Source organism: Paenibacillus profundus (genome assembly GCF_021369635.1).
GTDB classification, from domain to species: Bacteria; Bacillota; Bacilli; order Paenibacillales; family Paenibacillaceae; genus Paenibacillus_B; species Paenibacillus_B profundus.
Window position 1 is genome coordinate 109,112 of record NZ_JAJNBZ010000012.1, and the last position, 25,583, is coordinate 134,694.

Annotated in this window: 29 protein-coding genes and 1 pseudogene; 4 read left to right on the top strand and 26 right to left on the bottom strand. The window is 45.8% G+C overall.

Features of this window, described 5'->3' with window-relative positions; translation table 11 throughout:
- Positions 1-210: 210 nt before the first annotated feature.
- Positions 211-687 carry a GNAT family N-acetyltransferase gene (locus LQV63_RS15805; RefSeq protein ID WP_233697443.1) on the bottom strand — a complete coding sequence of 159 codons (477 nt, stop codon included), beginning with the start codon at positions 685-687 and terminating at the stop codon, positions 211-213.
- 476 nt (positions 688-1,163) lie between these two features.
- Between LQV63_RS15805 and LQV63_RS15810 the strand changes: the two genes are divergently transcribed.
- Positions 1,164-1,679, top strand: coding sequence for a hypothetical protein (locus LQV63_RS15810; protein ID WP_019424528.1), 516 nt, complete (start codon positions 1,164-1,166; stop codon positions 1,677-1,679).
- A gap of 150 nt (positions 1,680-1,829) precedes the next feature.
- On the opposite strand, the gene LQV63_RS15815 is transcribed toward LQV63_RS15810, so the two are convergent.
- The 9 genes from LQV63_RS15815 to LQV63_RS15855 form a co-directional block, all read right to left on the bottom strand.
- A complete protein-coding gene (locus LQV63_RS15815; protein ID WP_019424527.1) occupies positions 1,830-2,018 on the bottom strand; it encodes a hypothetical protein in 189 nt (62 codons plus the stop codon).
- 31 nt (positions 2,019-2,049) lie between these two features.
- The gene (locus tag LQV63_RS15820; RefSeq protein WP_233697444.1) at positions 2,050-2,340 is read right to left on the bottom strand and encodes a DUF5316 family protein; all 291 of its coding nucleotides are present in this window, start codon (positions 2,338-2,340) and stop codon (positions 2,050-2,052) included.
- Between the two features lie 294 nt (positions 2,341-2,634).
- On the bottom strand, positions 2,635-3,054 hold the full coding sequence (locus tag LQV63_RS15825; protein ID WP_233697445.1) for a DUF6157 family protein: 420 nt from the start codon (positions 3,052-3,054) through the stop codon (positions 2,635-2,637).
- A 36-nt stretch (positions 3,055-3,090) separates the two neighbouring features.
- Positions 3,091-3,747 (bottom strand): bacillithiol biosynthesis deacetylase BshB2, encoded by a 657-nt coding sequence (gene bshB2, locus LQV63_RS15830; RefSeq protein ID WP_233697446.1) that lies wholly within the window; start codon positions 3,745-3,747, stop codon positions 3,091-3,093.
- Between the two features lie 25 nt (positions 3,748-3,772).
- A complete protein-coding gene (locus LQV63_RS15835) occupies positions 3,773-4,117 on the bottom strand; it encodes a YojF family protein (protein WP_233697447.1) in 345 nt (114 codons plus the stop codon).
- Between the two features lie 305 nt (positions 4,118-4,422).
- Positions 4,423-5,589, bottom strand: coding sequence for an MFS transporter (locus tag LQV63_RS15840; RefSeq protein WP_233697448.1), 1,167 nt, complete (start codon positions 5,587-5,589; stop codon positions 4,423-4,425).
- 36 nt (positions 5,590-5,625) lie between these two features.
- On the bottom strand, positions 5,626-6,639 hold the full coding sequence (locus tag LQV63_RS15845; RefSeq protein WP_233697449.1) for an ABC transporter substrate-binding protein: 1,014 nt from the start codon (positions 6,637-6,639) through the stop codon (positions 5,626-5,628).
- A 194-nt stretch (positions 6,640-6,833) separates the two neighbouring features.
- Positions 6,834-7,805 carry a helix-turn-helix transcriptional regulator gene (locus LQV63_RS15850; RefSeq protein ID WP_233697488.1) on the bottom strand — a complete coding sequence of 324 codons (972 nt, stop codon included), beginning with the start codon at positions 7,803-7,805 and terminating at the stop codon, positions 6,834-6,836.
- 131 nt (positions 7,806-7,936) lie between these two features.
- Positions 7,937-8,224, bottom strand: a complete 288-nt coding sequence (locus LQV63_RS15855) for a hypothetical protein (RefSeq protein WP_233697450.1) — start codon at positions 8,222-8,224, stop codon at positions 7,937-7,939.
- Between the two features lie 542 nt (positions 8,225-8,766).
- Between LQV63_RS15855 and LQV63_RS15860 the strand changes: the two genes are divergently transcribed.
- Positions 8,767-9,078 carry an SRPBCC family protein gene (locus LQV63_RS15860; RefSeq protein WP_325175889.1) on the top strand — a complete coding sequence of 104 codons (312 nt, stop codon included), beginning with the start codon at positions 8,767-8,769 and terminating at the stop codon, positions 9,076-9,078.
- A 150-nt stretch (positions 9,079-9,228) separates the two neighbouring features.
- Here LQV63_RS15860 and LQV63_RS15865 read toward each other — a convergent pair whose 3' ends face one another.
- Positions 9,229-10,125, bottom strand: a complete 897-nt coding sequence (locus tag LQV63_RS15865; RefSeq protein ID WP_233697452.1) for a DMT family transporter — start codon at positions 10,123-10,125, stop codon at positions 9,229-9,231.
- A gap of 113 nt (positions 10,126-10,238) precedes the next feature.
- Between LQV63_RS15865 and LQV63_RS15870 the strand changes: the two genes are divergently transcribed.
- The gene (locus LQV63_RS15870) at positions 10,239-11,105 is read left to right on the top strand and encodes a LysR family transcriptional regulator (RefSeq protein ID WP_233697453.1); all 867 of its coding nucleotides are present in this window, start codon (positions 10,239-10,241) and stop codon (positions 11,103-11,105) included.
- Between the two features lie 440 nt (positions 11,106-11,545).
- Here LQV63_RS15870 and LQV63_RS15875 read toward each other — a convergent pair whose 3' ends face one another.
- The 5 genes and pseudogenes from LQV63_RS15875 to LQV63_RS15895 form a co-directional block, all read right to left on the bottom strand.
- Positions 11,546-12,223, bottom strand: a complete 678-nt coding sequence (locus tag LQV63_RS15875; RefSeq protein ID WP_233697454.1) for an O-methyltransferase — start codon at positions 12,221-12,223, stop codon at positions 11,546-11,548.
- Positions 12,224-12,368: 145 nt separating this feature from the next.
- Complete coding sequence (gene thrS, locus LQV63_RS15880; protein ID WP_233697455.1) at positions 12,369-14,282, bottom strand: threonine--tRNA ligase; 1,914 nt, start codon at positions 14,280-14,282, stop codon at positions 12,369-12,371.
- Positions 14,283-14,708: 426 nt separating this feature from the next.
- The gene (locus LQV63_RS15885) at positions 14,709-15,176 is read right to left on the bottom strand and encodes a hypothetical protein (protein ID WP_233697456.1); all 468 of its coding nucleotides are present in this window, start codon (positions 15,174-15,176) and stop codon (positions 14,709-14,711) included.
- Between the two features lie 186 nt (positions 15,177-15,362).
- Complete coding sequence (locus LQV63_RS15890; protein ID WP_233697457.1) at positions 15,363-15,698, bottom strand: hypothetical protein; 336 nt, start codon at positions 15,696-15,698, stop codon at positions 15,363-15,365.
- Between the two features lie 36 nt (positions 15,699-15,734).
- Positions 15,735-16,389, bottom strand: a pseudogene (locus LQV63_RS15895) (HD domain-containing protein).
- A 146-nt stretch (positions 16,390-16,535) separates the two neighbouring features.
- Here LQV63_RS15895 and LQV63_RS15900 point away from each other — a divergent pair.
- Complete coding sequence (locus tag LQV63_RS15900; RefSeq protein WP_233697489.1) at positions 16,536-17,255, top strand: SDR family NAD(P)-dependent oxidoreductase; 720 nt, start codon at positions 16,536-16,538, stop codon at positions 17,253-17,255.
- A 381-nt stretch (positions 17,256-17,636) separates the two neighbouring features.
- Here the strand turns inward: LQV63_RS15900 and LQV63_RS15905 are convergent, their stop codons facing one another.
- The 10 genes from LQV63_RS15905 to LQV63_RS15950 form a co-directional block, all read right to left on the bottom strand.
- Positions 17,637-18,650: a Gfo/Idh/MocA family protein gene (locus LQV63_RS15905; protein WP_233697458.1), complete on the bottom strand. Its 1,014-nt coding sequence runs from the start codon at positions 18,648-18,650 to the stop codon at positions 17,637-17,639.
- A gap of 14 nt (positions 18,651-18,664) precedes the next feature.
- The gene (locus LQV63_RS15910) at positions 18,665-19,312 is read right to left on the bottom strand and encodes a DUF2625 family protein (RefSeq protein WP_233697459.1); all 648 of its coding nucleotides are present in this window, start codon (positions 19,310-19,312) and stop codon (positions 18,665-18,667) included.
- 78 nt (positions 19,313-19,390) lie between these two features.
- Positions 19,391-20,095: a Type 1 glutamine amidotransferase-like domain-containing protein gene (locus LQV63_RS15915; RefSeq protein ID WP_233697490.1), complete on the bottom strand. Its 705-nt coding sequence runs from the start codon at positions 20,093-20,095 to the stop codon at positions 19,391-19,393.
- 4 nt (positions 20,096-20,099) lie between these two features.
- Positions 20,100-21,017, bottom strand: coding sequence for a DUF7638 domain-containing protein (locus LQV63_RS15920; protein ID WP_456094047.1), 918 nt, complete (start codon positions 21,015-21,017; stop codon positions 20,100-20,102).
- 30 nt (positions 21,018-21,047) lie between these two features.
- Positions 21,048-22,121 (bottom strand): hypothetical protein, encoded by a 1,074-nt coding sequence (locus LQV63_RS15925; protein WP_233697461.1) that lies wholly within the window; start codon positions 22,119-22,121, stop codon positions 21,048-21,050.
- A gap of 107 nt (positions 22,122-22,228) precedes the next feature.
- Positions 22,229-22,897, bottom strand: a complete 669-nt coding sequence (rpiA, locus tag LQV63_RS15930; protein WP_233697462.1) for a ribose-5-phosphate isomerase RpiA — start codon at positions 22,895-22,897, stop codon at positions 22,229-22,231.
- A 28-nt stretch (positions 22,898-22,925) separates the two neighbouring features.
- On the bottom strand, positions 22,926-23,456 hold the full coding sequence (locus LQV63_RS15935; RefSeq protein ID WP_233697463.1) for a DUF1697 domain-containing protein: 531 nt from the start codon (positions 23,454-23,456) through the stop codon (positions 22,926-22,928).
- Between the two features lie 200 nt (positions 23,457-23,656).
- On the bottom strand, positions 23,657-23,986 hold the full coding sequence (locus tag LQV63_RS15940) for an antibiotic biosynthesis monooxygenase family protein (protein ID WP_233697464.1): 330 nt from the start codon (positions 23,984-23,986) through the stop codon (positions 23,657-23,659).
- Between the two features lie 37 nt (positions 23,987-24,023).
- Positions 24,024-24,881, bottom strand: a complete 858-nt coding sequence (locus LQV63_RS15945; RefSeq protein ID WP_233697465.1) for a phosphotransferase family protein — start codon at positions 24,879-24,881, stop codon at positions 24,024-24,026.
- A gap of 27 nt (positions 24,882-24,908) precedes the next feature.
- Positions 24,909-25,394, bottom strand: a complete 486-nt coding sequence (locus LQV63_RS15950; protein WP_325175890.1) for a histidine phosphatase family protein — start codon at positions 25,392-25,394, stop codon at positions 24,909-24,911.
- Between the last annotated feature and the right edge of the window lie 189 nt (positions 25,395-25,583).

Genomic DNA, 25,583 nt, shown 5'->3' on the forward strand with positions numbered 1-25,583 from the left:
CACTTACTTAATATGGGCGGTACAGTTGTACAATTCGCATTCCCAGGCTGCATCGACTTTTCTCAGTATTCCAATCTGTGCTGCCATGTCGAATAATACCTATCGTTGTTAGCATGTCGTTGTCGCTCACCTTTCTGCTTGTAAATGGACGAAGGACCGTGTATGGCGGCCCTTCATACAGCGATGCTGTTTAGATTTCGTGAGATCACGTTAATTCACAAATTCCTGTATCCTTTTCCCGTGTTCAAATCGTTCGGTATAACTATTTTTCGTATATTGCCCTATGACATCTATCCAGAAGGCCTGTGCCGATTTGTTGTTCTCCAGCTGACATACTTCCCAATTACCCTGAAACGAATCAAAAGTGTATATTGCAGCTTGTCGTCCCAATCCTGATCTCCGATATTTCTTCATAATAAAAAACTCTGCGATCGAGTAATAATCCTTATCGGGTGAACGGACTAAGCGTACAAGAACAAATCCAATATATTTGCCTTCAAATTGGATGCAAAACGGAACTCTTCCTTCTTCACTCCAATAAGACTCTAGGTAAGGGTAATCATCAAACTGTCCGGATTCATTGACATCGCAACGAACATATTCCGAAAAATCATAAAAATAGTACTGCATCAAATTTTTAAGGATGTGTTTCTCTTCTATTTTCATTTTTTGAATAACCACACTCATCACATGCTCATCCTTACTCTATTTAATAGGTTTACCTCTATTTGTAGTTATCGGGATTATCATCCATTTAGTTAATATACGTTAGAAAATAATGTAATGTTGCACTTATCTAAAAAGATCATGCTATTACTGCATCGACAGCCCCTGAAAAATTTCACTATATGCCGGTTCGTGTCTCATTGACAGGAAAAAAGCTCTTTTAGATATCGATAACTCAAAGGAACGCCGACTTCCTTCGCGGTTCTTACGAGTGTTCTCATTAGATTCATCTCTCTTCTTGATATATGTACTCAATCCAATGACTCATATGAACGCATCATCCCCCTTTAGTTCCTGATAGTTACTTATGCCACCGAACACGCATGATCAATGCCTATACTGTCTATTTATTATGGAATACACGGCCTGTTCTCACAAGTAATTTTTTCCTTACAGCTCTATTTCCATGATACAATACAGATGAAGGGTGAAATAGAATGTTAGTTACTATTAATCGGGAACGCTTTGACACACTGGACCCCGATGAGCTCGGCTGGGCTTGCATCGGACCGATTCTATTGCAAGTTCGCGGGAAAAATTCCGACATAAAGTCCCAGGTCTACGCCAAGCTGACTCCCGGACAACAGGCATTGTTCATGTTCCGGGTGCTCCACGATCATGCACGGAACAGTGCGGCCGAATATTATTGCTGGATTTCTTATTTGTTGGAGGATGTGCCAACTTGGAGCGAAATCAAGCACGGATTGCTATATATCGGAGAGGAAGCATTGCTTCATCATTTGGAGGAGACTGAGCGGTATCTGGTGGAACGAAGTCGGCAGAACGGTGCTCCTTTCTCGCACGCTGCGTTACGAGATATTGAGGATGATACGGAACTTCGCACATTCATTTCCTTCAGGTACGAACAATTTCTGGATCTCGTTCCACATGCGCATGTGCGAATGTGCTCCTATGTCCGGACACATACGGATGAATTTGTGTTATTCGAATGATAAAAGAGGGCCGTTGAGTCGGTCCTCTTTCCTTGTATAGATGCTGATGCCCAACATGTATGAGTCCGGAGCATTAGCGTATTTCTCCTTTCATATTAGCTTCTGACGAAACGTCATTCATGCCACATTCTTCAAGCGCGATGTCTAATCTCATTCATCACGATGCTTCGCCTGCTGAATCTCGCTGCGCAGCTGCCGGACTTCATTCTGCAGTTCATCGAGCTTCTGAACTAGCTTAGAGCGATTGATTCCATAGCTAATCGCTGCGACTAATAGAAAGAAAACAAGACCCCAGACGAGAAGCAGCATAATTACACCGGCTGGATTCACGATATCCATAGTCCCCCTCCTCTTCGTTCATACTGGTCCGTCACTTTAGAAGCGCAAAAATGAATATTGCTACGAACAGAAACGGAATGCATGAAAGGAAGGCAACATGAATCCATCGGTTACGAGATTGTCGATCTTCATCCGTGCTGGAGCGGTCATTCGCTCTCAACCGATCCCCGCTTATAAAGGCGCCGGACAATAAAGCCCCAATCCCCAGCAAAATAACGCCGATCCATGCATTTATTTCCGCAGTCAATGCCCAACCACCGATTGCATAGGTGATGAGTGATAGAAACAGGCATGTCAGCACGGCAATTCCAAAGTAATTCATAAGCCCGCCCTCCTGCAGGACCTTTATATCCCGTATCGATGTAGGATGCATCCCTCAAAACCGGTTCATATGTGTGACTATAGGCGTTAAGACAATGTCAAAGTGCACCTATTTCCTAATTTTTCATAGACATTATATCACAATTCAACATATGTAATCATATACATTTCTATAATATTGACACTCTGACATTAGTATTAGAAGAGCTGACACTTTATGAAGTATCGTGTATGCCCACAAAAAAGACATCAAGCTCCATTCGCTTGATGTCTAAAAGCGCTTCTATTTTAACGGTTACTTACGAGAATTGCGCATCGCGGGCAGCAGCTTCACGCTCCCGTCATCCGTCTGCAGAAATCGTTGGTACTCCACAGATTCCATGCCGTAGATGGCGATTTTTCCTTCTGCATCATAATGAATGCCCCAGCCGAATTTCTTCGGAAGCATGGATGCTCTCAGGCACGGATGTGGCTTGCTGAACAACTCTGCACGGAGTTCTTCCCCTCGCAGGTGGATAACCTGAGCGTCAATTCCCTTATGTCTGATATGCACTTCGAATAAAAGATCCTCATGTGTATAGTGATAGGGATGCTGCGAGAGCAGCTCGTACTGGAGAACATGAATCGGTTTCGTTGCTTTTTTGGATTCAGGCACGGTGCTGCTCGTGACCGGGCAATCCGACGCAACTCGAATGAACGTATCGGTATAGCTCATAGTCTCTTTCCTCCCAACCACTTGTTAAAAAAAAATTCATTCGTTAAAACGATACTCCCAAAACGGTTCCCTGCTGTACTTCTCACGGAATATCGGGTCATCCAATGTGCCTTTGCCCAGCAAATGCTGCACTTGCGATTGATGCGCATGTATGGCATGAATTTTCTGCTCCACATACTCGCTGACATCATGAACTGAGTCCGGCTGTCCCAGAAGCTTCTCCCGGCCTGTTGCGATAGCAATGCAATGGACTGTAGGCCGCTTGTGCGCCGGTATGCGCTTCACTGCGCGAATAACGGCAGCACCGGTCGCATCATGATCGGGATGGACGCTATACCCTGGGTAAAAGGTATAAATGAGAGAAGGCTCCAACTCCGAAATCAACCTCTCGATTCTGTCGGCGAGCTTCTCTTGGTCTTCAAACTCGATCGTTTTATCATGATATCCCCACATGCGCACATCCTGGATGCCGATTCGGCGGCAGGCCTCTTCCAGCTCCTGCTTGCGAATAATCGGCAGGGTCACCCGATTCGCGAACGGAGGGTTGCCCATGTTCCGCCCCATCTCCCCCAATGTCAAGCAGACATAAGTTACAGGCGTGCCATTATGAATATGTCTGGCTAAAGTACCCGCAATGATCCCTTCATCATCCGGATGCGGCAGCAAGACGACAATATGACGTTGTCTTTCCATGTGAAGTCCCTTCTTCCCTGTCCTATTAAAATGGTTCAACACTTAACTGCAGACTGACAATCAGTCTGCCTTGCTGATCATGACCTGCCATAATGAGCCGATTCGGCTCGTTCTCGTCCCAATGTGTCAAGCCTTCTGCATACACCCATCCCTCTGGTGTCTTGAGTCCGACCCGATAGGGGCCTTGACCTGCAATCGTACCGTGTGAATAGCGGATGACCGCATTGCTGATGAAGGCGGAAGCTGTAATCTTGGACTTGTCGCGATGAGACGCATAAGCCCCTGTCGTCATTTCGAGATGGAGATATAAGGGGCGGTCCTGCAATGTCTGTAGAACACGCTGCACACTTTCTGATTGTATCAACTGCATGATTCATTCCCCCAAGACATGGAATAGCCCCTTGCCAATAGCATAGGCACAAGGGGCTCTCATATTTATTGCTTTGCCGAATCTGCATCGACTATGCATTAATTTGCACCAATTGATTTCAGTTTACCTGAAAATCAGTGAGATGGAAAGCGGTCTTTGCAAACTGGAACGATTATGCTTGATTGGTTACGCGTTAAACAAAGGGGCTCATTTCATGATACGCCATTATACCTCGGCATTCGCACTCTTCTTCTGCTCTGCTTCTTGATAAGCTTCTTTGTTTGAGCGTATACATAAGACAAGTCCTAGCAGATACACAACTGCTCCAAAACCGTACGTTCTGCAGGGAAGCCTCCCAGCCTTTCAATCAGCCAACCCGCAGCTCCGGGACCCAGCATTTGCCCGACCGCATAGAACACGGATATGAACCCGATCGCTACCGATACGTACTTCGGACTGACCTGCTGTGACGCTTTTACCTGAATTAAAGCAATCAATCCTCCCAATGTAGAACCCCATATGGCGGCAGAGATGAAGAAGCTAACGGCATTCGGAAGCAGAATCGGAATGATATCTCCTGCCGCCGCACAGGCCAGCGCAATCACGAGCGCTTTATTTACACCGATGCGATCCGATACGATTCCCCAGATGGGGCCGCCGACAATGGAACAGATGCCGGCTGCGGCAAAGGCTGTTCCTGCAGTCGCATCGGAGTAGCCGTGGGCCTTCATATAACCCGTTTGATATAAATTGGGGACCAGATAGGCGACCCCTATCGCAAAATAAAGCCATGCGATTTTCATTAAAGGTTTGTTGCGGAGCCACTTTGGCTTTTCTTGTTCTTGACCGGCGCTGTGGCCAGCAGCTTGCGGGTTGCTCAGAACGAACATCGCAATGAGAACGACCGCTAACGAAATGATGCCGAAGCAGATCCATACGGCTCGCCAGCCCAGATCGGGAAATTGCCGGATAAGGAGGGGGACGAGGACACCGCTCATAAGCATTCCGATCCCGGCTCCACTCAGCAGCAATCCCAATACTGCGCCTCTTTTGTCAGGGAACCACCCGATTGTGAGTGACATTAACGGAGTAAATACGAGCGCGCTTCCTGCGCCGGTAATAATCATGAACAAGGAAGCCCATACGAACGAGGGCGCGCCAGCCAGCCCGAACAGGCCGATTGCGACCAGCCAGCCTCCTGCTACCAAGACCACCTTCGCTCCCCAACGCACCGCTACGACCCCAGATAGGCCAACCGTTAGCAAATATCCCAAAAACATAAACGTTCCCAGCATTCCAGACTGAGAATAAGATAAGGACAACCCTTCTTGCATATACGGCAGCACCGCGCCCAAGGCAACCCGTGCCAATCCGGTCGTTGCGATGACCAGCAGCATGCCGATACCGACGATGAGCCAAAATTGACCTTGCTCCGGTTCCCTTTGTGACTTCACAGTTGGGGATTTCCCCATTTTCGCTCACCTCTCTTTATGCGCAACTCCAAGCAATTATGACTTCGTCTTCTGCAATATATCGCTTGCGATTTGCTCCAACACGACCTTCTTGCCCAAGGCTGTAAACGCCTCGTTATAATTTTGTCTGCTCGTCATCCGATAGACGTTCCCGCTCTGCACTGCTGTTAATCCTGCCCACAGCTTGCTATCCTCCAACACATTGCTTTCGCTCTCGAACAATAGAATCAGATGATCTGGATTGAGCGACGACAGTCCTTCCAAGCTAGTCACCTTGCCTCCCCAACCATCTGGATCCGGTGTCCCCGGCGCTTTTGGGAGCTTGATATCATTGAAGATCATGTCTGCCACTCCTGTGCTAGAATAAATGCGGATTTCTTTGGGAGTCGCTTCGATAACCGCAAACGTTTCATCCTTAGTTACCGCTGTAATTTGATCATGCAGCTGCTGCGCGCGATCGTCATACTCTTTCATCCATGCTTCCATGTCCTGCTTCTTGTCGAACACCTCCGCTACAAAGGCAAAACGCTCGCGGAAGGCGTTGAAACCGTATGGAACCGCCACGGTCGGAGCGATTTTTTGCAGCTCTTCGTACAGTTTATCCTGCGTCGGTCCCGCCAATATCAGATCGGGCTCGGCCGCAGCAACAGCTTCTATGTTCACAGGGGTTTGGAACCAACCGGCAATTTTCAAGTCCCCTTTCAGCTTTTCTTTCAAATTTGGAGTCATTTCAAGCGGATTGGCCATATCCGTATTTCCGGTCAGGATAGGCTGATAGCCCAAAATCAGCAGTTCCTCTGTGGAGCCTGATATATCCGCAATCCGCAGCGGATGCGCAGGGATTTCAACTTCGCCTTTAGCATCCTTCACTATGCGGGTCTGGGGCGTCTGTTCTGCGCCAGCCGCAGCCTGCTTTGTATTTTGGTCCGCTGCATCCGATGAAGCGGCTTCTTTTGCCTCGTTTTGATTGACACTCCCTCCACATCCGAACAACGCAATCGACAAGAGAACAAGTGTTAAAAATACAACCTCTTTTTTGATCTGAAACATACTCCATCTCCCTTTGCATATTGATAATGATTATCATTTGTATAGTTGACATGATACGCTTCCTTATGTGAGGCTACTACCGTCAGACGGATAGGAATACGGCCCAGCGGATTTTTTGCCTAATGGAAAAGAAATAAAAACGCCAGGACCTAATCGTCCTGACGTTGATGAAGATAGTGCGCAGTTGAGATGATCTATTGTCTGCGGAGCAGCTCGGAAGGATTGATTCCGAATTTTTTGCGGAACGCTTCGGAAAAATGACTCAGATTGGCATAACCAACCTGCCCCGCCGTCTGCGTAACGTTCATTTCTCCACTGAGGAGCAGCTTCATCGCATGCTCCATTCGTTTGTCACGTAAATATCCGAACACGGTCGTGCCGAAATGTTCCTTGAACCCGATCTTCAGCTTGAAATCGTTCAAGCCAACCATGCGGGACAATTCCAATAGCGACGGAGGGCAATCCATACGCTGCAGCAAAATATGACCGGCTTCGCGGATTTTGTCCAGATCGCTCTTCGAGAGGCGCGCCAAGCTCTTATCCTGCTCTTGCTCGAACAGAAACGTCTGAAAATGGATGCCGAGCAATTCTAGCGCTTTGCCCTCTAAATAGAGCCGCCGCGCCGTATGATGAAACGGACAGTCGAGCATCTGCTGCACAATATACGAGACCTGCGGATCAATGGGCTTTTGAAATTTGCGGAACGCCCGGCTGCCAAGCACTCCTGTAAAATTCCGGCTCCCTCTCGGCTCATCTCCCAAGAATCGGTGGAACAATTGGAGCGGAATGCCCACCGCCACCGAACGCATGGGAGAACGTTCATCGTACTCGAACGCGGCGTCGAACCGCTCCATGAAATGCAAGTAGCAGGTGCCTGCCGATAGCTCATGCCGTTCACCAGACACGCACACTTCACCGGCGCCCTCTAGACAGAAGCTAAGCTCCACCATAGCCGCCTCGGACGAAAACCGAAAGGCGTGATTTGCCGACAAGCGATAATCCGCGTATACGATTTCCATGCCGGAATGCGTCACCAGCCGCTGGATGACCCCGTCACCGATCGGCTCGTGAACCGGAAGCTGTGCGGATGCTTCAGCAATTGGCCGCGATACATGCAGCCCTTGCAAATATTGATTATAAATATCGTGAATGCTTGTGGTATTCATCATGTATAACTCCTGCCCGTATTCTCTTAAGCCTTGTCTTCATGACAAGAACTAAGTGAGAATAATTCTCAATGTATCTATTATAGAATAAGGTCCGCAAGCAATCAATACTTTGTGTGCCTACAGGCTACTCATATATCATCGGGCATCAGTTTGATAGATATCAGCTGCGGTTTTCTAAGCCAGAACCATCTGCTTTCATAGACGATGTAATAATTTTTATTTTTTTGAATGGGTTGAATGTCGCTCTCTGAACCGTAAACGGTAACTTGCTGGTTTTCTCTATCTTCCACTAATATAGAATTCTTGTGCACCTCTAAAACTGTGACTAGTTTAACTGCTTGATCTGAACGCAGCAGCAGCCAAGGCAATAAGACAACAAAACAAATTAGTATTGTAATTGCAATCTTTTTTTTCATAATTTTTTCTCACTCCTTTAAATAATCAAAACGAACGACATGAAAAGACTTAATTTAGAAAATTTCACTCCTTTGGGAATGGGAGATAAAAAAAGATGGCATTTTTAGTGGCGGCTCTTAGTTAACTTATTTAGGTAAAACACCGAATAATAAACAATTCAAATATATATAGAACTATTTTCAGATGGAGTAGTCGCCCCATTCATCTTTATGTTGATTCAATCGGTACAGCATGGCAGTCTCATACTACTCGAGTAGTATGATTATAATAACAGCATTTTCAACCCAGGTTTTTTATCATTTGATGTGAGCACAGTCTATGGGACTAAAGGGAGTATTGATATAAATTATCATAATGACGGGCCTCCTCATTATGGATGGCTGCAAAATGAAGTCCGTATTCCTACAAGCTAATCTCAGGTTCGCACTATCCCCATAAGTGGTTAAATTACTTTAAGCTAATACTTTAAGCTGTAAGTCTGCCTAAAATAGCAGAAGAGCTTGGCATTCATGTAGCAATAGCTTTCTACTAGCGGCATAAGATCTTAAATGCCCTTCGTTTCCAAGGCTTTACTACACTCAAAGGCCCACCAAGTAAATTAGTTTTCACATTTAAAATGCCTCAATTTAATGATACAGAGGATAGGATTACAGTAGAAATTAAATCTTTTGAAAAAGGCTGTGAAATGACCTTTACACAAGTTATTTTGGTTCCTCATGAAGAAGGTTGGACTGAAGAAGACATTGAAAAAGCCCTTGGTCAATATAATAGTCAAACCGAACAAGGTTGGGGTTATATGTTTGAAGGGTTAAAACGATTAGTTGAAACGGGTAAAATTAATTACCCGTCATAAATTTTAATTACAATTCAATCACGTGCGGCTACTTTCGCTCGTGTTTTTGTTTAGTTCGTTGTCCACACAAATGATGTAGTAGAAGAGAAAGTGATTGTTTAACTAACGGATTACGATACTTGAATCGTAATATCGTTATAAAACATGCCATCACCTTGCTTTTGGATTTAATTTGTTCTTTTGTTTGCTATTGACCAGATAAATGCTTATCAAAATCAAAAATAATCCCACTACTAGATTGATGGTAATAGCTTCATGTAAAAAGGTAATACTTATAATATTTGATATAAGTGGGATAAGAAATGTATAGGACCCTACTTTGCTTGCTTCCCCTGAACCAATAAGTACAAAATAAGTCAACCATCCTAACGCTATAACGAAGATAGATATAAATAGTAGATTTGAAATGAATGTTATATTCCATACGATGTCTGACCAACTCTCAATTGTAGTGCCCGAACCTATTAAAAAAAGACCGCCAATCAAAAGCTGAAGCGACACAACCCAAATCGAATCTACTTGATCGCTTGTTTTTTTCATAAACACGGTGCCGAAAGACCAGCTCAATGCAGTACCTAAAGCAAGTAATATACCAATGATTGAAGCATGACCGATTAAACCACCTGCACTTATAATAGCGACACCAGAAAAACCAAGTATCAAACCAATAATTTTTAATGTAAACATGGATTCCCCCAACCACATCCAGGAAAAAATGCCCAGAAGAACAGGTTGAAGAAAAACAATAGCCGAAAAAAGTCCAGCAGGCATATAGATTAGCCCAAAAGTCATAAGACCATAATACAAAATGATATTTAACACGGCAGAAATAAGATATATATGCCAAGTTTCTTTTAAACGCAAATTTTTGTATCGTGGAATAGCAAACATAAGTAGTATAAGACCGCCTATGAAAGTTCTTATACCTGCAAACAGCAGTGGTGGTGCATACAAAAGTCCAATCTTCGTTAATGGCCAGTTCAACCCCCACATAACCACAAGAAATGCGAGGAAAATAAAAGTTTTCTTCTGAGAAAGACGCTTCACTTTATTGCCACTCCCTATTACTATTTTGTTATTTTAAATCACTTTATAATGGTATATGATTTATATAGATAAATAAAATGAATACTCATTATAAGGAACATATCAAATTAGTTATGACCATTACACAACTCACCATATTTTTAAAAGTTGCTGAAACGGGCAGTTTCACACGAGCTGGACAAATACTCCATATGACCCAACCGGCTGTAAGCCGCGCAATCTCCAATCTTGAATCAGATTTAGACGTCACACTAATTATTCGGGATCGCAAAAATGGGATTATCCTTACAGATATCGGTAAGCGTATGCTCGTACAAATCCGAGAGATTTTGAAAGGCTTCGAAAAAATGAAACAGGAGATCGCTGCTGAAAAAGGTCTGGAAATAGGAACCATTCGCATCGGCGCATTTCCTACCGCATCTGCATATTTCTTGCCAAAAATCATTCGTGCCATTCAACAGAAATATCCTAATTTAGAATTTGATCTTTATGAAGGGACCGTAAATGAAGTGGAAAAATGGTTAGCTTCGCGAGTCATAGATGTTGGAATTATTACGCTGCCAAATGAAGATTTAGAAATTCTCCCTCTTTATAAGGATAAAATGGTTGCGGTATTACGTGACGACCACCCATTACAAAGTCAACCCTTCATTCGTATCAATGATTTGGATAATGAACCCCTAATCATTTGCAAAGGGGGGAATGAATTACCTATTATTGACACATTCAACAAGACGGAGACAAACCTACAGGTTAAGTTTGTAGTCCATAACACGAGTGCATTATTGAACATGATACAAGAGGGATTAGGTCTAGCTATCCTATCAGAGTTATCATTGACAACCCTGCCACCTAATGTTCATATTCGTGAATTAGAGCCGCAGGTTTTGAGAGACATTAATCTGGCTGTCCCTTCTCTAAAGGAATCCTCGTTAGCAGTTCAATTATTTATCAAGACGGCACAAGAGTTGTTCTGTTGAGCACTATGCTTGAAGCCCAGCACATCGGATTGGACATACTATTTATGCCTTGCGGCTGAATCGTTCGCATCTTTATAGGTGGGCAGGCGGGTCGGCTCCCCCTTGTCTCTTCCTGCATTGGATTTTGTCCAATGAAACAGCAGCGTATGCCTCTTTACGGCAGGTTTCATTGGAATTGATCCAATGGTTTAGGACTTCAACCGCATCAAATGATGGCAAACAGCCGGATCCACTGGACAAAATCCAATCTACATGACATTAACTCGCCTCCTACTCCTATTCCACTGCATGTTTTCCAATGCTTTGTTGCGCCGGTCCGCAAAAAATGATGCTCATACTTGTTCACGCTATCGAATCGCGAAAAAGCCGAGCAAATCAGGCAGACACACCTGATGTTCACTCGGCTCGTAAACTAACTATTGAAATGGTAGAAACGATATCTATCTCTCATCTGTAACTAACGCAATGGAAAATCCGTCGTAACCCTTGCTGCCCACCGTCTGAATCGCCGTCGCGCTTACACGAGGCTCGGCAGCGATCAGCTCGCAGAAACGGCGAACCCCTTGAACGCTGGGATCATCACTTGCTTCGTCTAAGACTGCGCCGCCTCGTACGACATTATCGCCGATAATTAGGCTGCCTTGACGGGAGAGCTTAAGCGCCCACGCGAAGTATTCCGGGTTGCTTGGCTTGTCGGCGTCGATAAAGATGAGGTCAAACGGACCTCTTCCCTCGGCCTCCAGCTGCGCCAGCGTATCGACCGCCAGGCCTGTGCGCAGCTCGACAATATCTGCCACGCCTGCACGCTGGATGTTGGCACGGGCGACTTCGGCGTGCTTAAGGTCCGCCTCCAGCGTAACCACCCGCCCATCTTGAGGCAATGCTCGCGCAAGCCAGATGGTGCTGTATCCGCCCAATGTGCCAATCTCCAATACATTGCGGGCGCCTTGGACCCGTGCCAACAAATGCAGCAGCTTGCCCTGATTCGGAGACACGTCAATCGGCGGCAGTCCTGCGGCGGCATTGGCTGCGAGCACAGAATCCAGCACGGGATCAGACGGCACAAGCAGATTAGTGAAGTAGCGGTCGACCGCCGTCCATTTATCAAAATTGTCCATACCTGCTTCCTCCTATTGGTTGGATATTCAACTTGAGGTCACTACAGCAGTTGTAAGCCTCACACACTCTTCCACCCAATATTATACAGGTAAATGTTTCCTGATAGAAGCAGTCAAGCACTTTTTTTCACCATCATCATTCAGTTTACTTTTTAGCACGGGCCTCTTCAACGATTTGGTTCGTCAACTCTAGAATGCTCATAGAGCCAAGGTCGCCTTCCCCCCGTTTTCGAACAGACACGCTCCCGGATTTTTCCTCATTCTCTCCAAGCACGAGCATATACGGAACCTTTTCACGTTGGGCCTCCCGTATTTTGTATCCAAGTCTTTCGTTCCGCATATCGACTTCGACACGTATACCGGCTTCATCCAACGATTTCTTCACTTGGCAGGCATAGTCGCCGTACTGCTCTGATACAGGCAGCAGCTTTGCCTGAATTGGCGCGAGCCATAGCGGAAAAGCGCCGGAGAAATGTTCAGTTAAAATTCCGATAAATCGATCCACCGAACCGTAAACAGCGCGGTGAATAACGACCGGCCGGTACTTTTGGCTGTCCTCGCCGATATACGAAAGATCAAATTTTTCAGGCATTTGAAAATCAAGTTGGATCGTCCCGCATTGCCAACTCCGTTTGAGCGCGTCTAAGATGTGAAAATCAATCTTCGGACCGTAGAATGCTCCATCGCCTGCATTAATGCGATATTCGATGCCCCGCTTATCCAACACATTCTGCAATGATTGTTCCGCTTGATTCCATAGTTCTTCAGACCCCATCGAATCTTCCGGACGAGTGGACAGCTCAATTGTATATTCAAAACCGAATACTTGATAAATATGGTCAATCAATGCAATGACACGGCTGATTTCCTCTTCAATCTGGTCAGGTCGAACGAACAAGTGAGCATCGTCCTGGCAAAATGTGCGCACTCTCATCATCCCATTCAGAGCGCCGGAAAATTCGTGGCGGTGCACTTGTCCGAACTCCGCAATCCGAATTGGCAGCTCCCGGTAGGAATGCAGGCTATTTTTGAAAATGAGCATATGTCCCGGGCAGTTCATCGGCTTCAACGCGTATTTCGTAGCGTCCACGTCAGTGAAGTACATATTATCTTTGTAGTGATCCCAGTGCCCGGATTGCTCCCACAGCCTATTATTCATCATAAGAGGCGTACGCACTTCATCGTAATCTCGCTGCCTTTGCAATTCGCGCGCGAAATGTTCAAGCTCCGTGCGGATGGTCATCCCTTTCGGAAGATAAAAAGGCATTCCCGGCGCTTCTTCAGAGAACATGAACAATCCAAGTTCTTTGCCAAGCTTGCGATGATCACGCTTTTTAGCTTCCTCAAGGCGATGTAAATGTTCCTCAAGCTTGGATTTCTTCGGAAATGCGGTTCCATAGATTCGCTGCAGCATCTTATTATTGGAGTCCCCACGCCAGTAAGCACCCGCAACATTCAACAGCTTGAATGCTTTGATTCGGCCGGTCGTCGGCAGATGCGGCCCTCGGCACAGGTCAAAAAATTCACCTTGATCGTAAATGGTAATAACGTCATCTTGCGGCAGATCGCGAATGAGCTCCAGCTTAAGCGGTTCATCGCGCTCCGCGAAAATCTCCAACGCTTCTGTGCGGCTAACCACTCGACGTACGATAGGCAGGTTCTCTTGTATAATCCGCTCCATCTCTTGTTCAATTGAGGCAAGATCATCACTAGACAGCGGTGTTTCTATGTCAATGTCGTAATAAAATCCATCTTCGATTACTGGACCAATCCCCAGTTTAACAGCCTTATCTCCGTATATGCGTTTAATGGCTTGAGCCAATACATGCGCCGTGCTGTGCCGAACTATTTCCAGACCGTCTTTGCTATCCAGCGTAACGATTTCGACAAGGCTGTCATGATCGAGCGTGTAGTTCAGATCAACCGGTTTGCCATTGACTTTTCCAGCTATCGCTTGTTTCTTCAAGCTGGAACTAATGGATTCCGCCACTTGTTCGATTGTCGTGTCTTGAGGATACCTCTTGCTTGTGCCATCGGGCAGTATTACGTTGATCTCCATGATCCAGCCTCCATTCCTACGTTCTCCATTGAATTTTTGAACGCAAAAAAACGCAGCTCTCCCGCAAAGGGACGAGTGCGTTCAGCTCGTGGTTCCACCCTGATTCGATCTGCGGCGTTACATGTCGTGGCTGTTCTCCAGAGCATGCCGATGCTAGATCCTCATTGATATCCGGTAACGGGGATAAGACGGTGCCGCTTACTGCCGCGAGAACAGATCGACGGGTTCAACGTCACGGCTACGAAGGGGTAATCTCGCATCCGGTACTGAAGAAGCTTGCAGCTGTAACTTCTCTCTCTGGGCAGGCCGTAATGGAAATCATGTCTTTGATCAATGCCTCATTTTTTAGTTTGATAACAATATTACATTGCTGAACTCGCAAAAGTCAAGAAATGAAATAACGGTGGGTCACTTTTGTACTAAACTTCACAAATCATATTCCCTCATTTTGCGTTCCGCATATTCCAGCGCGGACTGCATGTCCGTGTACACCCAATCCGCCTCATGAACAGACTTCGCACTATGGACTCCCCATAGAAGGGTGCGTATCCCCTCTTCACAATCAGGCCCGACGACAAGCGCTGTTGGAAACGGAGTGTCGTCATATTGATGCGTTCCAATATAAAAAATCTCTTCTAACCGATCTCCCCACTCGTATGTCAACTCGGACAAATCGATAATGAGTGCGGTGGGCTCCCAAACCGATAGAGCAGCCGTGGCGACTGCTTTCATATACGCGGCATCACAGTTGCCTTTAGAGCCATAGCCGTAGTTGCCTTTGAACTGAAGGGCCATGATGTCATTGTATTGACACATCCTCGATTTTGTCAGGTAAATATTATGCTCCAGCCTGCTTAGTTCGTGCAAGCTCACTTTTTCCAAAATATGATTCATGTTATACCTCTTAGTCAGTATTAAGTTGGATTCGTTCATAAACATCTTTGTTTTATCTCCCCAAAAGCGGCACATCCGGAATGCCTATTTTACCTTTGACGCCTCGCATAGGAAACGTTCTTTCCTTACCTTCATCGTCTGTATATACTACATCGAACAGAGGACTAAGAATGTTCACATAGACGCTTATTCACGTCGTTCTTCGCCTGATTCAGCTGTAAGTGAGACACGTCTGTCTTCTTTCTCCCATAACAAGAGCAGCATCCAAATGATTGACGCAATGAGCGTCACGATTCCAATCGTATAGATAAGTCTGGCGTAATTAATTTCATAATAGACTTTGAATCCGTTTACGGTGCTCCAATCCATTGTCTTAAATAAAAAAGTATATCCGACGTCATGAACGTTTTTCTCTGCTCCCCATACTTCATAACAAGGCACAAAAACAACACCCACAAATATAATTACGATGAGATAGAGAATGAGAAGAATGCCTTTCGGACTAATCTTATTGTCAATCATCGTGAACACCTCAGCTCACTATTCTATAATATTGGTTCATAATCGACCATCCTCGGCTTTCCATTCCTTGTGGAACTGTTCCAAGAACTCTGTCATCACCTGATGCCGTTGAATGGCCAAGCTTTTCCCGTGCTTCGTATTCATAAGAGCCTTCAATTTCAATAGCTTCTCATGAAAATGGTTGATAGCGGTAGCTGGCAGGTTCCGATACTCGGCTTCTGACATCGTCTCTCTTGGCGCAAGCTCAGGATCATGCATCAAGTGGCCTTTCCAGCCCGAATAAGCAAAGGCCCGCGCAATACCGATAGCCCCCATTGCATCAAGCCGGTCGGCATCTTGCACGATCTGTCCCTCCAATGTATTCATTGGAGGGTTATGTCCGCCATTGTATGACAGGTTGGATATGAAGTATCTGTTCACTTGTACTAGAATCGGCCTCATTCGCCGCAAGCCATTGGGCCACTTTGACCATTCCGCTCTCTTTGTCAGGATTCAACTTGGCATCGGCCACATCGTGCAGCAGCGCTGCCAGTTCACATATAAATACATCGGCGCCTTCTTCCGCCGCAATTCGAACCGCCAGTTGTCTGACCCGATGAATATGCCACCAGTCATGGCCGCTGCTGTCGTGAGCCAATTCGGCTTGGACGAACTGCTCCGCACGCCTAATCAAGTCTTCTTGTGTATGCATCATAATTCCCTCTCTGCCAAAGTGTTTATGTGCTGGGTAATACCGTTACTTTCATTATCTTTATAAAAACAGATTGATTGTATTTAAATAACGAAAGATGATAATATCTGAATAAGTCATAGAAAAGGGGAGGACTGATTCGTTTGGTGAAAAAATATATTATATTTGGAGCTAGCAAAGGTTTAGGGGACGCATTTGTCAAAGGGTTGCCCAATTCTGGAGACCAGGTATGGATTGTCTCCAGAAGCAGACCCAAAAGCTTAGACTTAAATGACGGAGTTCAGCGGATATGGCTGGAAGCAGATTTATCGCAACGAAATAAAATAAAAATGATTACGGAAACTCTCCAAAATGAAAGAATAGATGTGCTTATTTATAACGTCGGAGTTTGGGAAAAAGAAGGGTTTGAAGATGATTATGACTTCGAACATGACGATCCAGAGGACATTGCAAATATAATTAATATAAATATAACATCCACAATAACCTATATTCAAGCCTTGTTGCCAAATCTAAGAAGGTCAGAAAGCGGTAAGATAGTCTTGATTGGATCAACTGCTGGGTTAGATAATACAAATAATTCTCAGGTATCTTTCGTGACTTCTAAATTCGGGCTACGCGGTATAACAAATGCTTTGCGTGAACATGTTAGGAAAGATAGAATTGCTGTCACTTGCATCAATCCAGGTGAACTAGCGGCGGAAATCCCATATGAGGCTGGTGCTGAAAAAGCCATTTCTGAGTATAACGGCACACGAATTCCAGTCCAAGATATTGTCTCTTTAGTCAAATGTGTTGTGAACTTGTCAAAAGTTTCTTGCGTCAAAGAGATTCATGTACCAGCCATAACAGATCTAAATGCTTGACGAAGAGATGACACTAGTATTGCTGGATAAATTAGTCATGCGTTCTCTTTATCGATTATCCAAAGGGGTAAAGCAGTGCAACTTTATTTCTAATCAAACAGCAGCCATTGAAGGCTGCTGTTTTCGTGTCTATTTTTGTAATGGTAGAACGAAGTATTGTAAGGGCATAGACCCAGCGTGACATGGGAGGGTGAACCCCAAGGGCGACCTCGTGGAAAAGTCTACCTACAAGAATGGCCTGTAAGTACTCATCAGATAAACCCCGCATATTAGGGTTGCTATTCAACAGAATATGATAAATTAGGGTGAGTTCACTGTCCGTAATAGAAAAATCCCCCTGCAAAAGCAGGAGGAAAGTAAGTAAGGGTAATCTGCGGCTTCTCATATATGAATTTCATGCTCTCTAATATCAACTAACTGAGAAGATTCAGGATGCCGCAGCGCCTCCAGCACAACCTGAGCATCATAGCCGTCATGGAAATCATATAGATCGGCTTGTTCCCCTCTAATGGCTTGGATGACATGTTTCAACACAGGCGGCTCGCCAAGCTCATCGTCTGCAGCGACAGGCTGCAATGGCTGACCAATCGAACCGGCGAATAACTCACTCCAATTTTCCAGCGCAATCGTACCGGTTGTACCGTAAACAACGAGGGAGACGCGTTCTTCTCCTGCGAACTCTGACATTCCGTTCAGTTGAACGGGTACCCCGTCGGCAATCAGCATCTTCGCGCGAACTCCGATCTCACAGCGGTCTGGCTGCTCCGAGAACTCCAGTTCGCTCTGCACATGAGTAATGCGGCCAAATAGCTTCTGCATAACGTGAATCCAGTGAACCCCCACCTCAAGCACGAATCCGCCTTGCTGTCTCGAAGAAATCCACGAGTTATGCTGCCAGTCACGAGGCCATTTTGGAAATTGCAAAATAAGGTCAATTTTACGGATTGCTCCGATAGCTTCCTCCGCCACCATCTTCTTCATCTGTCTCACTGCCGGTTCATGCGGCATCGAAAAATGAATCGCATGCACAACGCCGGCCTCCCTAGCCATCAGCAGCAGCCGCTTTGCTTCTTCCAAACTGTTAGCGAGAGGCTTCTCGCAAAAGACATGAATGTTCTTGCGCAATGCAGCAGATACGACATCATGATGGAAGGCAGGCGGGACGGCTACATAGAGCAGGTCGATGTCCGTATTATCCAACAGGAGCTGATAGTCAGCGTAATATTTCAATTCTGGATATTTTTCCAGGCATTGTTGGCGCGAATGGTCATTCGATTCACAAATTGCCGTTAATTCGATTTCTGGTTGAAATTCAGGCTTGTTCACAAGACGAATCATATGCTGTCCCATATTCCCCAAGCCAATGATAGCCAATCTAATTTTTCTAGATGTCATTGTTCTCTCTCCAATCATTCTTTCTGCTCATATACGCAAGAGTTCCATATCTCTTCAATATGTACTGCTTTCCTGCTGCTCGTCTCCGCAGATCCTTCCTCGGACCAGAGCGGAGGGAAGTAACTAATCACTTGGTTCGCATCCATTGATGCAGCGTCTTCCTGCCAATTGCTCCATCTGAAAGTACGATAATAGAGTTCCAAGTCACCATTCGCCAGCCATGCAAGAAACTCGGAATAAGCCAGCTCGGTGTTCTCCCATTCCAATGTATCGGGTGCAAAATAATAAACGGAATGCCCTTCCTCTTCGAAGAGGCCTCCATTCACTGCAAAAAATCCGCCTGCCATATCGTAAGCTATCGTACACGCGCCGCGTAACGGCGAAATATCTGTATCATCGCCTAATCCGTTCCAGCTCAGCAAATCTCCATATACAAGCTCGCTGCCAGAACCTAGCAGCTTAATCCATCCTAGATTAATGAGCACGCCGCCAGAATAGCGGGCGATGGAACCCAGATAAGAGCCTTCAGATACTTGAAGCCGCTGCAGCGTCTCTTGCCCGCGCTCGGAGCTTGCAGGGAGAATAACGGCATCATTGCCGCCCCGTTCGAATAAGTTCATGATGTCAGTCCAAGGCTGCTGATGATGTTCAGAAGATTCCAATGTTCCTCGCCTCTTTAATCGGGATTTGCCTGTCTTTGATTTTCAACAACATGGATGTACTTCCTTTCTGACTTGTTGTCAGAACATATTCCCTAAATATTCTGGTATGATTTCGCTCTCCATCACTTGCCCATCGATGCAGTCCACATGATACGCCTTCGCCTCCGGTCTTGATCCAATCACGCGATAGAGTTCCTGATCCCGGTAATGAATTGCTGCCCCATCATCCGTAGCGATGCCGCCGCTTATTTTGCCCGCTTGCATCAAGCGATGGTAGCTGGGTCTTCGATCTGCTTCACCATCATAATGAGGACAGTTGCTCCCGCTCAAGAAGCCCAAACATGCCAATCCAGTAAGTTCGCCCGGAATGGAATCAGTCACACCTTCTTCGAACCAGCAAATGGACCCTGCACTAAGACCCGCTAAAATAATACCCTGCTCCCATGCTGTCCGCAAGATGCGATCGAGTCCCCATTCTTTCCACAGAACAAGCAAATTGCGTGTATTTCCGCCGCCAACATAGATAATATCTTTGCTCAGCACATAATCTTCCAGGTCTTTCGTGGGAGCATTAAACAATGACAAATGGGAGGGAATGCAGGCGTGCTCGCCGAACGCCTTATAAAATCGCTGTATATACCCATCCGCATCTCCGCTAGCCGTCGGCAGGAAGCATATCTTCGGTTGCTCTGAACCCGATTGCCGCAAAATATATAAATCCAGGAGCGGGTTCTCCGGTTCCATGGAGAATCCGCCGCCGCCCATCGCAATGATATGCTTCATCATTTTATACCTCCCTTGTTTCATCCGTATACAGGATTCGAATATAATCCGTATCCCGGCTGTCCATATCTCCCAAATAAACCCGTTCATGCTCGGGAATCGCTTCATAAGCTACCTTTAACGCCGCTTTCGTGTCCTCATCTGGATATTGCAAATATTGATAATACAAGTTCCTGCATACTTCCAATGTCGTTTCTTCGCCGTTCATCTCTTTGTAAAGGTCCATCAATTCCTTCAGCTTCTCTTTCCCGTCAACCGAATAACCCGCATCCGTCAACGTAACCTCTCCGAAGTTATCCAAGATGATTCGTGTCGGTGCATCACAGGAAGTGAATAGTGTCCCGTCATCGAACAGGGCTTCCATATCCTCTACTCTTTGCTGAATGGTAAAATCAGAATGATAGATCGTAATTGTTCCATCTTCATAGACGACTAGATTGACCAAATAATTATGGTCTTGATGGTTGAAGAACACCGTAAAACTACCGCCCTCAACGGTTTGATAGCCGAGCTCGCTTTTGACATAGAACTCTTTCGCGCGTGGTGAGTAAGCGATTCTGCGTTTCTCCAGCCGTTCTTTTTCCGCATCGGTGACGATATACAGATTGGACAATTCAGGATTCATCTGTTTTATTTTTTCTTTTATGTACTGAAGATAGCTCATCTTGTCATATTTCCATACTGCCGATTCTACTTTATAATGACCCAACCCGAAAATCGATATATTCTCACCAACTGGAACCTGAGGCTGCAGCCAATTGATGTCGAGTTTCCCTTCCAATCCTGCGATATCTACCAATTCCCAACAATTGATCATGCCGTCTTCATATACATCTACATTGATGTAAAAATATTGGCCATTGCGAATAAAGCCTGGTATTCTTGTGCCTTCCACCGTTTTTTTTCTGCTTATTTTGTGCATCATATCCTCCTGCTGCTGCCATTTATATTTCTATATGTCAAAGTTGAATTGCTCCAGCCTCTTCACATAACCCGGCATTCTTTCGCCTACTGCTTCCCGATTGCCCGCACGAAGCACGGTCTCTTCCTTAAAATCATCTTGCTTCAATAAGTTCATATGCTCCACAGTCAAATCAAACAGCATGAGGTATTCCTCCATCAGCACGGTCATTCGGATTTCCCGCTCCCCTTGGGCGTACCCATCGAGAAACCCTTCAGCGAAGCATTCCAATTGACGTTGGTACACATGAAATAGATGCTTAGCATAGCGGGGCGAACGGTAATAAGACGGGAAGAGCGTCTTGAAATTGTTCAACAGGTTGCCAGCAAAGACATGCCCATTGTAATACAGCGGATACGGATCGATTAACCTGATGCTGCCGTTCATTGTCGTTATATTTTCAGGCGATATATCCCGATTGGCTAGAGAAAGCGTACATTCAGACTGTAAGCGGCGTTCGATAATCCGCTGCAGCTTATCCTTAATAGCGCCTGACTGGCAAGGATAATCGTTGGTCAAAAATTGCTCGAATTGCTCCCAATATCCGTTCGTATCTTGAATCCAGTACTCCTGATGGTCACCCTGAGTCGTTCCATGCAGCCTTCCTTCGCGCCATTCCAAAAAACCGAACCCATCGATGTCCAACTCCATTTCGGTCATGGCCCGGCACAGTTCGCCGCATTGTCTGCCAAGCTGTGCCGCCTGCGTATCATCGGTCTGCTTCAACCGCAGTGTGTCGCCGCAATACGCTTCGATGGTGAACGATAAGTCAGGCTGAACATCATAGGTATACCACTGCGGACAGATTCCAGGCACAAGGTTGTTAGCCGCCTCATAGTACAGTCCTCGGGAAGCGAATTCCGTAAGCAGCTCGGTCTCGTCATATTGAAACGGCTTGCCATAAGATACCGGCTGCGGAAATCGTATCACCGCCGATTCGCGTTCGTTGGTCGTGAACCAATATGCCTTGAACCAAGCGCCCTCGCCCAGGAATTTCACGTCCAATCCCTTGGTGCTCCAGCCTTTTCGTTCCAGAGCCTGCAATACATTTTCATAATTACTCACAAGCTGCTCCTCGCTCTCGCCATATTTTTCTTAGGTGAGATTACTCATCGAACTCAACTCCCTATTGAGCCGATCTTTCCGATAACAGGCTATACGGAATACCCGAATTACAGTTCCATCCTTCTGACACTGCCATCTTGATAACCGACAAATACACTATGAGCCATGTTGATAAACAGGCCGTTCTCCACGACTCCAGGTATCGCATTAAGTTGAACATGAAGGCGTTCTGGATCGTGAATCGCTCCGAATTCGCAGTCCAAAATGTAATTTCCGTTATCGGTAATATAACATTTTCCCGCTTGCATTCTAATGGTTGCGCCGCAGCCCAACTTCTCGATTTGTCGCTTCGTCATGTCCGCTCCGAACGGAATGACCTCGACAGGCAAAGGAAACGCGCCCAGCTGTGATACGAGCTTGGATTCATCTGCCACGACATAGAAGATGCGGCTTGCAGCGGCCACGATTTTCTCTCGCAGCAGCGCGCCGCCGCCGCCTTTGACCAGAGTAAGCTTCGAGTCCGCCTCGTCCGCGCCATCAATCGTAAGATCGATATGATCGATATCCGCAAACGATACGATCGGTATTTCTAATTGCCGGGCCAGTTCTTCGGAAGAACTTGATGTTGCAATCGCATTAATTCGCAATCCCGCTTTCACTCTGTGACCGAGCTTCTGAATCGCCCAATAAGCCGTAGATCCGGTTCCGAGACCTACGACCATCCCATCCTGCACGAGCTCGACTGCAGCTTCCGCCGCCAACTTTTTCATGTTCATCCTAAACACACTTCCTTATCTTCTTCGCTTACATATTCGCTAACTTGTTGACGGTCTGCCAATTGCGGGTCGTTGCCGGCACGCGGAGCTTTTTTTCAATGAAATTGTTGGAAAATTGAGATTTCCCATACCCTTGCCGACACAAAATATAGACCTCGCGCTCTAGCGCACGAATCTCGTCAACGCCGTTCTGAACGGACAAGAGCGCAGCCAAGTCCTCGGCAACTGGTTCCTTGGATAAGAATGAAACATATAATTTACCTTCGGAAGCTTCGTTCTCTGTAAACGGATTATGCTGAATGACCTCTTCCAATTCGCTGAGTGTCTTTACGACAACGGTGATTTCATAGCCAAGCTCCACTCTAAGCTGCTTCTCAATGCTCTCGGCAAGGAGTTCAGGCTCCGTTACTGACGCTTCAAATATGACGTTTCCGCTTTGAATATACGTTTTGACGTTTTGAAATGCCAGCGCTTCGAAGATGCTTTTTAAAGCATCCATTTTAATAATCTTTTGTCCGCTGACGTTAATACCGCGTAACAATGCAACATATTTGTTCATGTGTTGTCCCCTCATTTATGCGTGAATTCTTAAATCCCCAGTTGTTGGGATATTCGTTCATGCCTTTCCCGAGGATGTCCTTGGCCTCGGCGTATCGGCCCAATGTCCGGTACGTGCTGCCGAGACCCAGCATGGCACCGGGATTATGTTCTTCAGACAGATTTTGCTGAAGAGCTTTATGGCTTGCTCCAGCTTTGTCGTCATTTATGTTCATCCTCTTCATCTGTATTCAGGCTTTCTAAGTTGATCGTAATGTAATGCTCTACGGTTGGAAACGGATCATAATAGTGGTGCAGCAACGCCTTCCAATCTTCATATTCGTCAGACTGACGGAATCCTACCATATGATCCTTCAACGTCTCCCAACGAACAAGCAATACGTATTTATTGTCTTCCTCCACGCATTTGTGCAGTTCATGCTCAATATAGCCTCTCATCTTCGAAATTATCTTCGATGCTTTCCTGAAGCTGCTTTCAAAATCGCTCTTCATGCCGGGTTTAATATGCAGCATGGCTACTTCCAGAATCATTTTCTCACCTCATTTTGCATCAATTTTATTGTGTTTTTTATATATACGTTCTGATCCCATTTTCGAAGGCTGCTTTATCGTCATTTTCGATACCGAATAGGGCTTCCTGCAGTGCAAAGGTCCCCGCATAGAAATCAAGCCGTTCTTGGATACGCTCCATTCCGCCATAGCTTGCCTTACACATTTCCAAGAAACCTTCCCCATATTGTGCATATAGAGCCGCAAAATCCAAAGCCGGGTCTCCTAGCCCGGAATCCCCGAAATCGATGACCCCTGCCAGCGCTCCCGTCTCCGGGTGAATCAAAATATTCGACGTCCCGAAATCCCCATGAATCAATACCGAAGGCACGTTAAAAAAACCGTAATTTTTTAATACGCTCTCAAAATGATTTTTTACGTTTAGTCTTGCCTCAGAGTTCATATAAGAAAATAATTTGTTCTGGATGCGATCATATAAATCAGTCCAAAAGGCAACATGATCGGGAGCTTCCATATCTAAAGCGCTGCCAGCTTCTACGCCATGCAGTGTTTTAAGGAAACTGCCCAGCTCGTCTGCCAGTTTCTGCTTGTCCTTCGTGCTGTGGAAGATGTCATCAGACAACGGAATACCTTCGATCATCTCGTAACCAATAAATAACGTGTTATCGGAAGCGGACAGACTCACATATTCGGGTTGGGGAATCCGGACATGCATCCGCGTGCGCAAATGCTGTAAAATGCGGCATTCCTGCGCTAGATTGCGTGCCGCCTCCGCATGCTTCGGGAATCTGAAGATGAGCTGTTCATTGACAACAAGAACATCATTATTTTGACCGGTTGAAATTTCTCTAATGGATTCAATTGGGATGTCAGGGCACTTCGAACTGATTGCGTTTACATAAGATCTCGTTTTCATTTTCTAATCACCCTTCTGTTGTTACATCTAGCTCCACATTCTTGTTACCGTCAATAGAGCTGCTTCATCAAATTCCAATCTGTATATGTCAGGCATTGTCGTCGACTTCCAGAAGTCAAATCCGTATGAATCATCAAAATAGTTCATCATCAACGTCATAATATCTCCATGCGTCCCTATAACGATGCCTTGTCCGCGATAGTCTTTCAATATCGCCAACAAGACGTCTACCGCTCTCTCCTGTGCGGTGCAGTTCGATTCTCCATTTGGGTAAGAGAAACGGAAATCACCGAAAACTCGCTGCTTCGCTTCCGTAAACGTTCCGTCGGGAAAATCGCCGATTCTCCGTTCTCGCAAATCCTCAAGGAGCAAAATCTCCTGCCCCCGCTCCGCTGCAAGCTCTTGAACGGTCTGGACTGCTCTCTCATAGGGACTGGACATGACACAATCGATAGCTTCTTGTATTAATATTTCACAGACTCTGCGCGCATCTGCTTTTCCTTGGCCAGATATGCCCCGCGAGCGCTATGCGCCTTCCATATATATTGATTCGGCATGCCTCACGAAATAAACTTTAGTTCTCATATCGTCACTATCACCACCACTGTTTTTTGCAAGGCCTTGATCCGCTGCTCTTATGTATCGAGACTTGAGAAACCGGAAAACCAGCTGCTGATCCCCTGGTTTTTCCGGTTTTTTCAG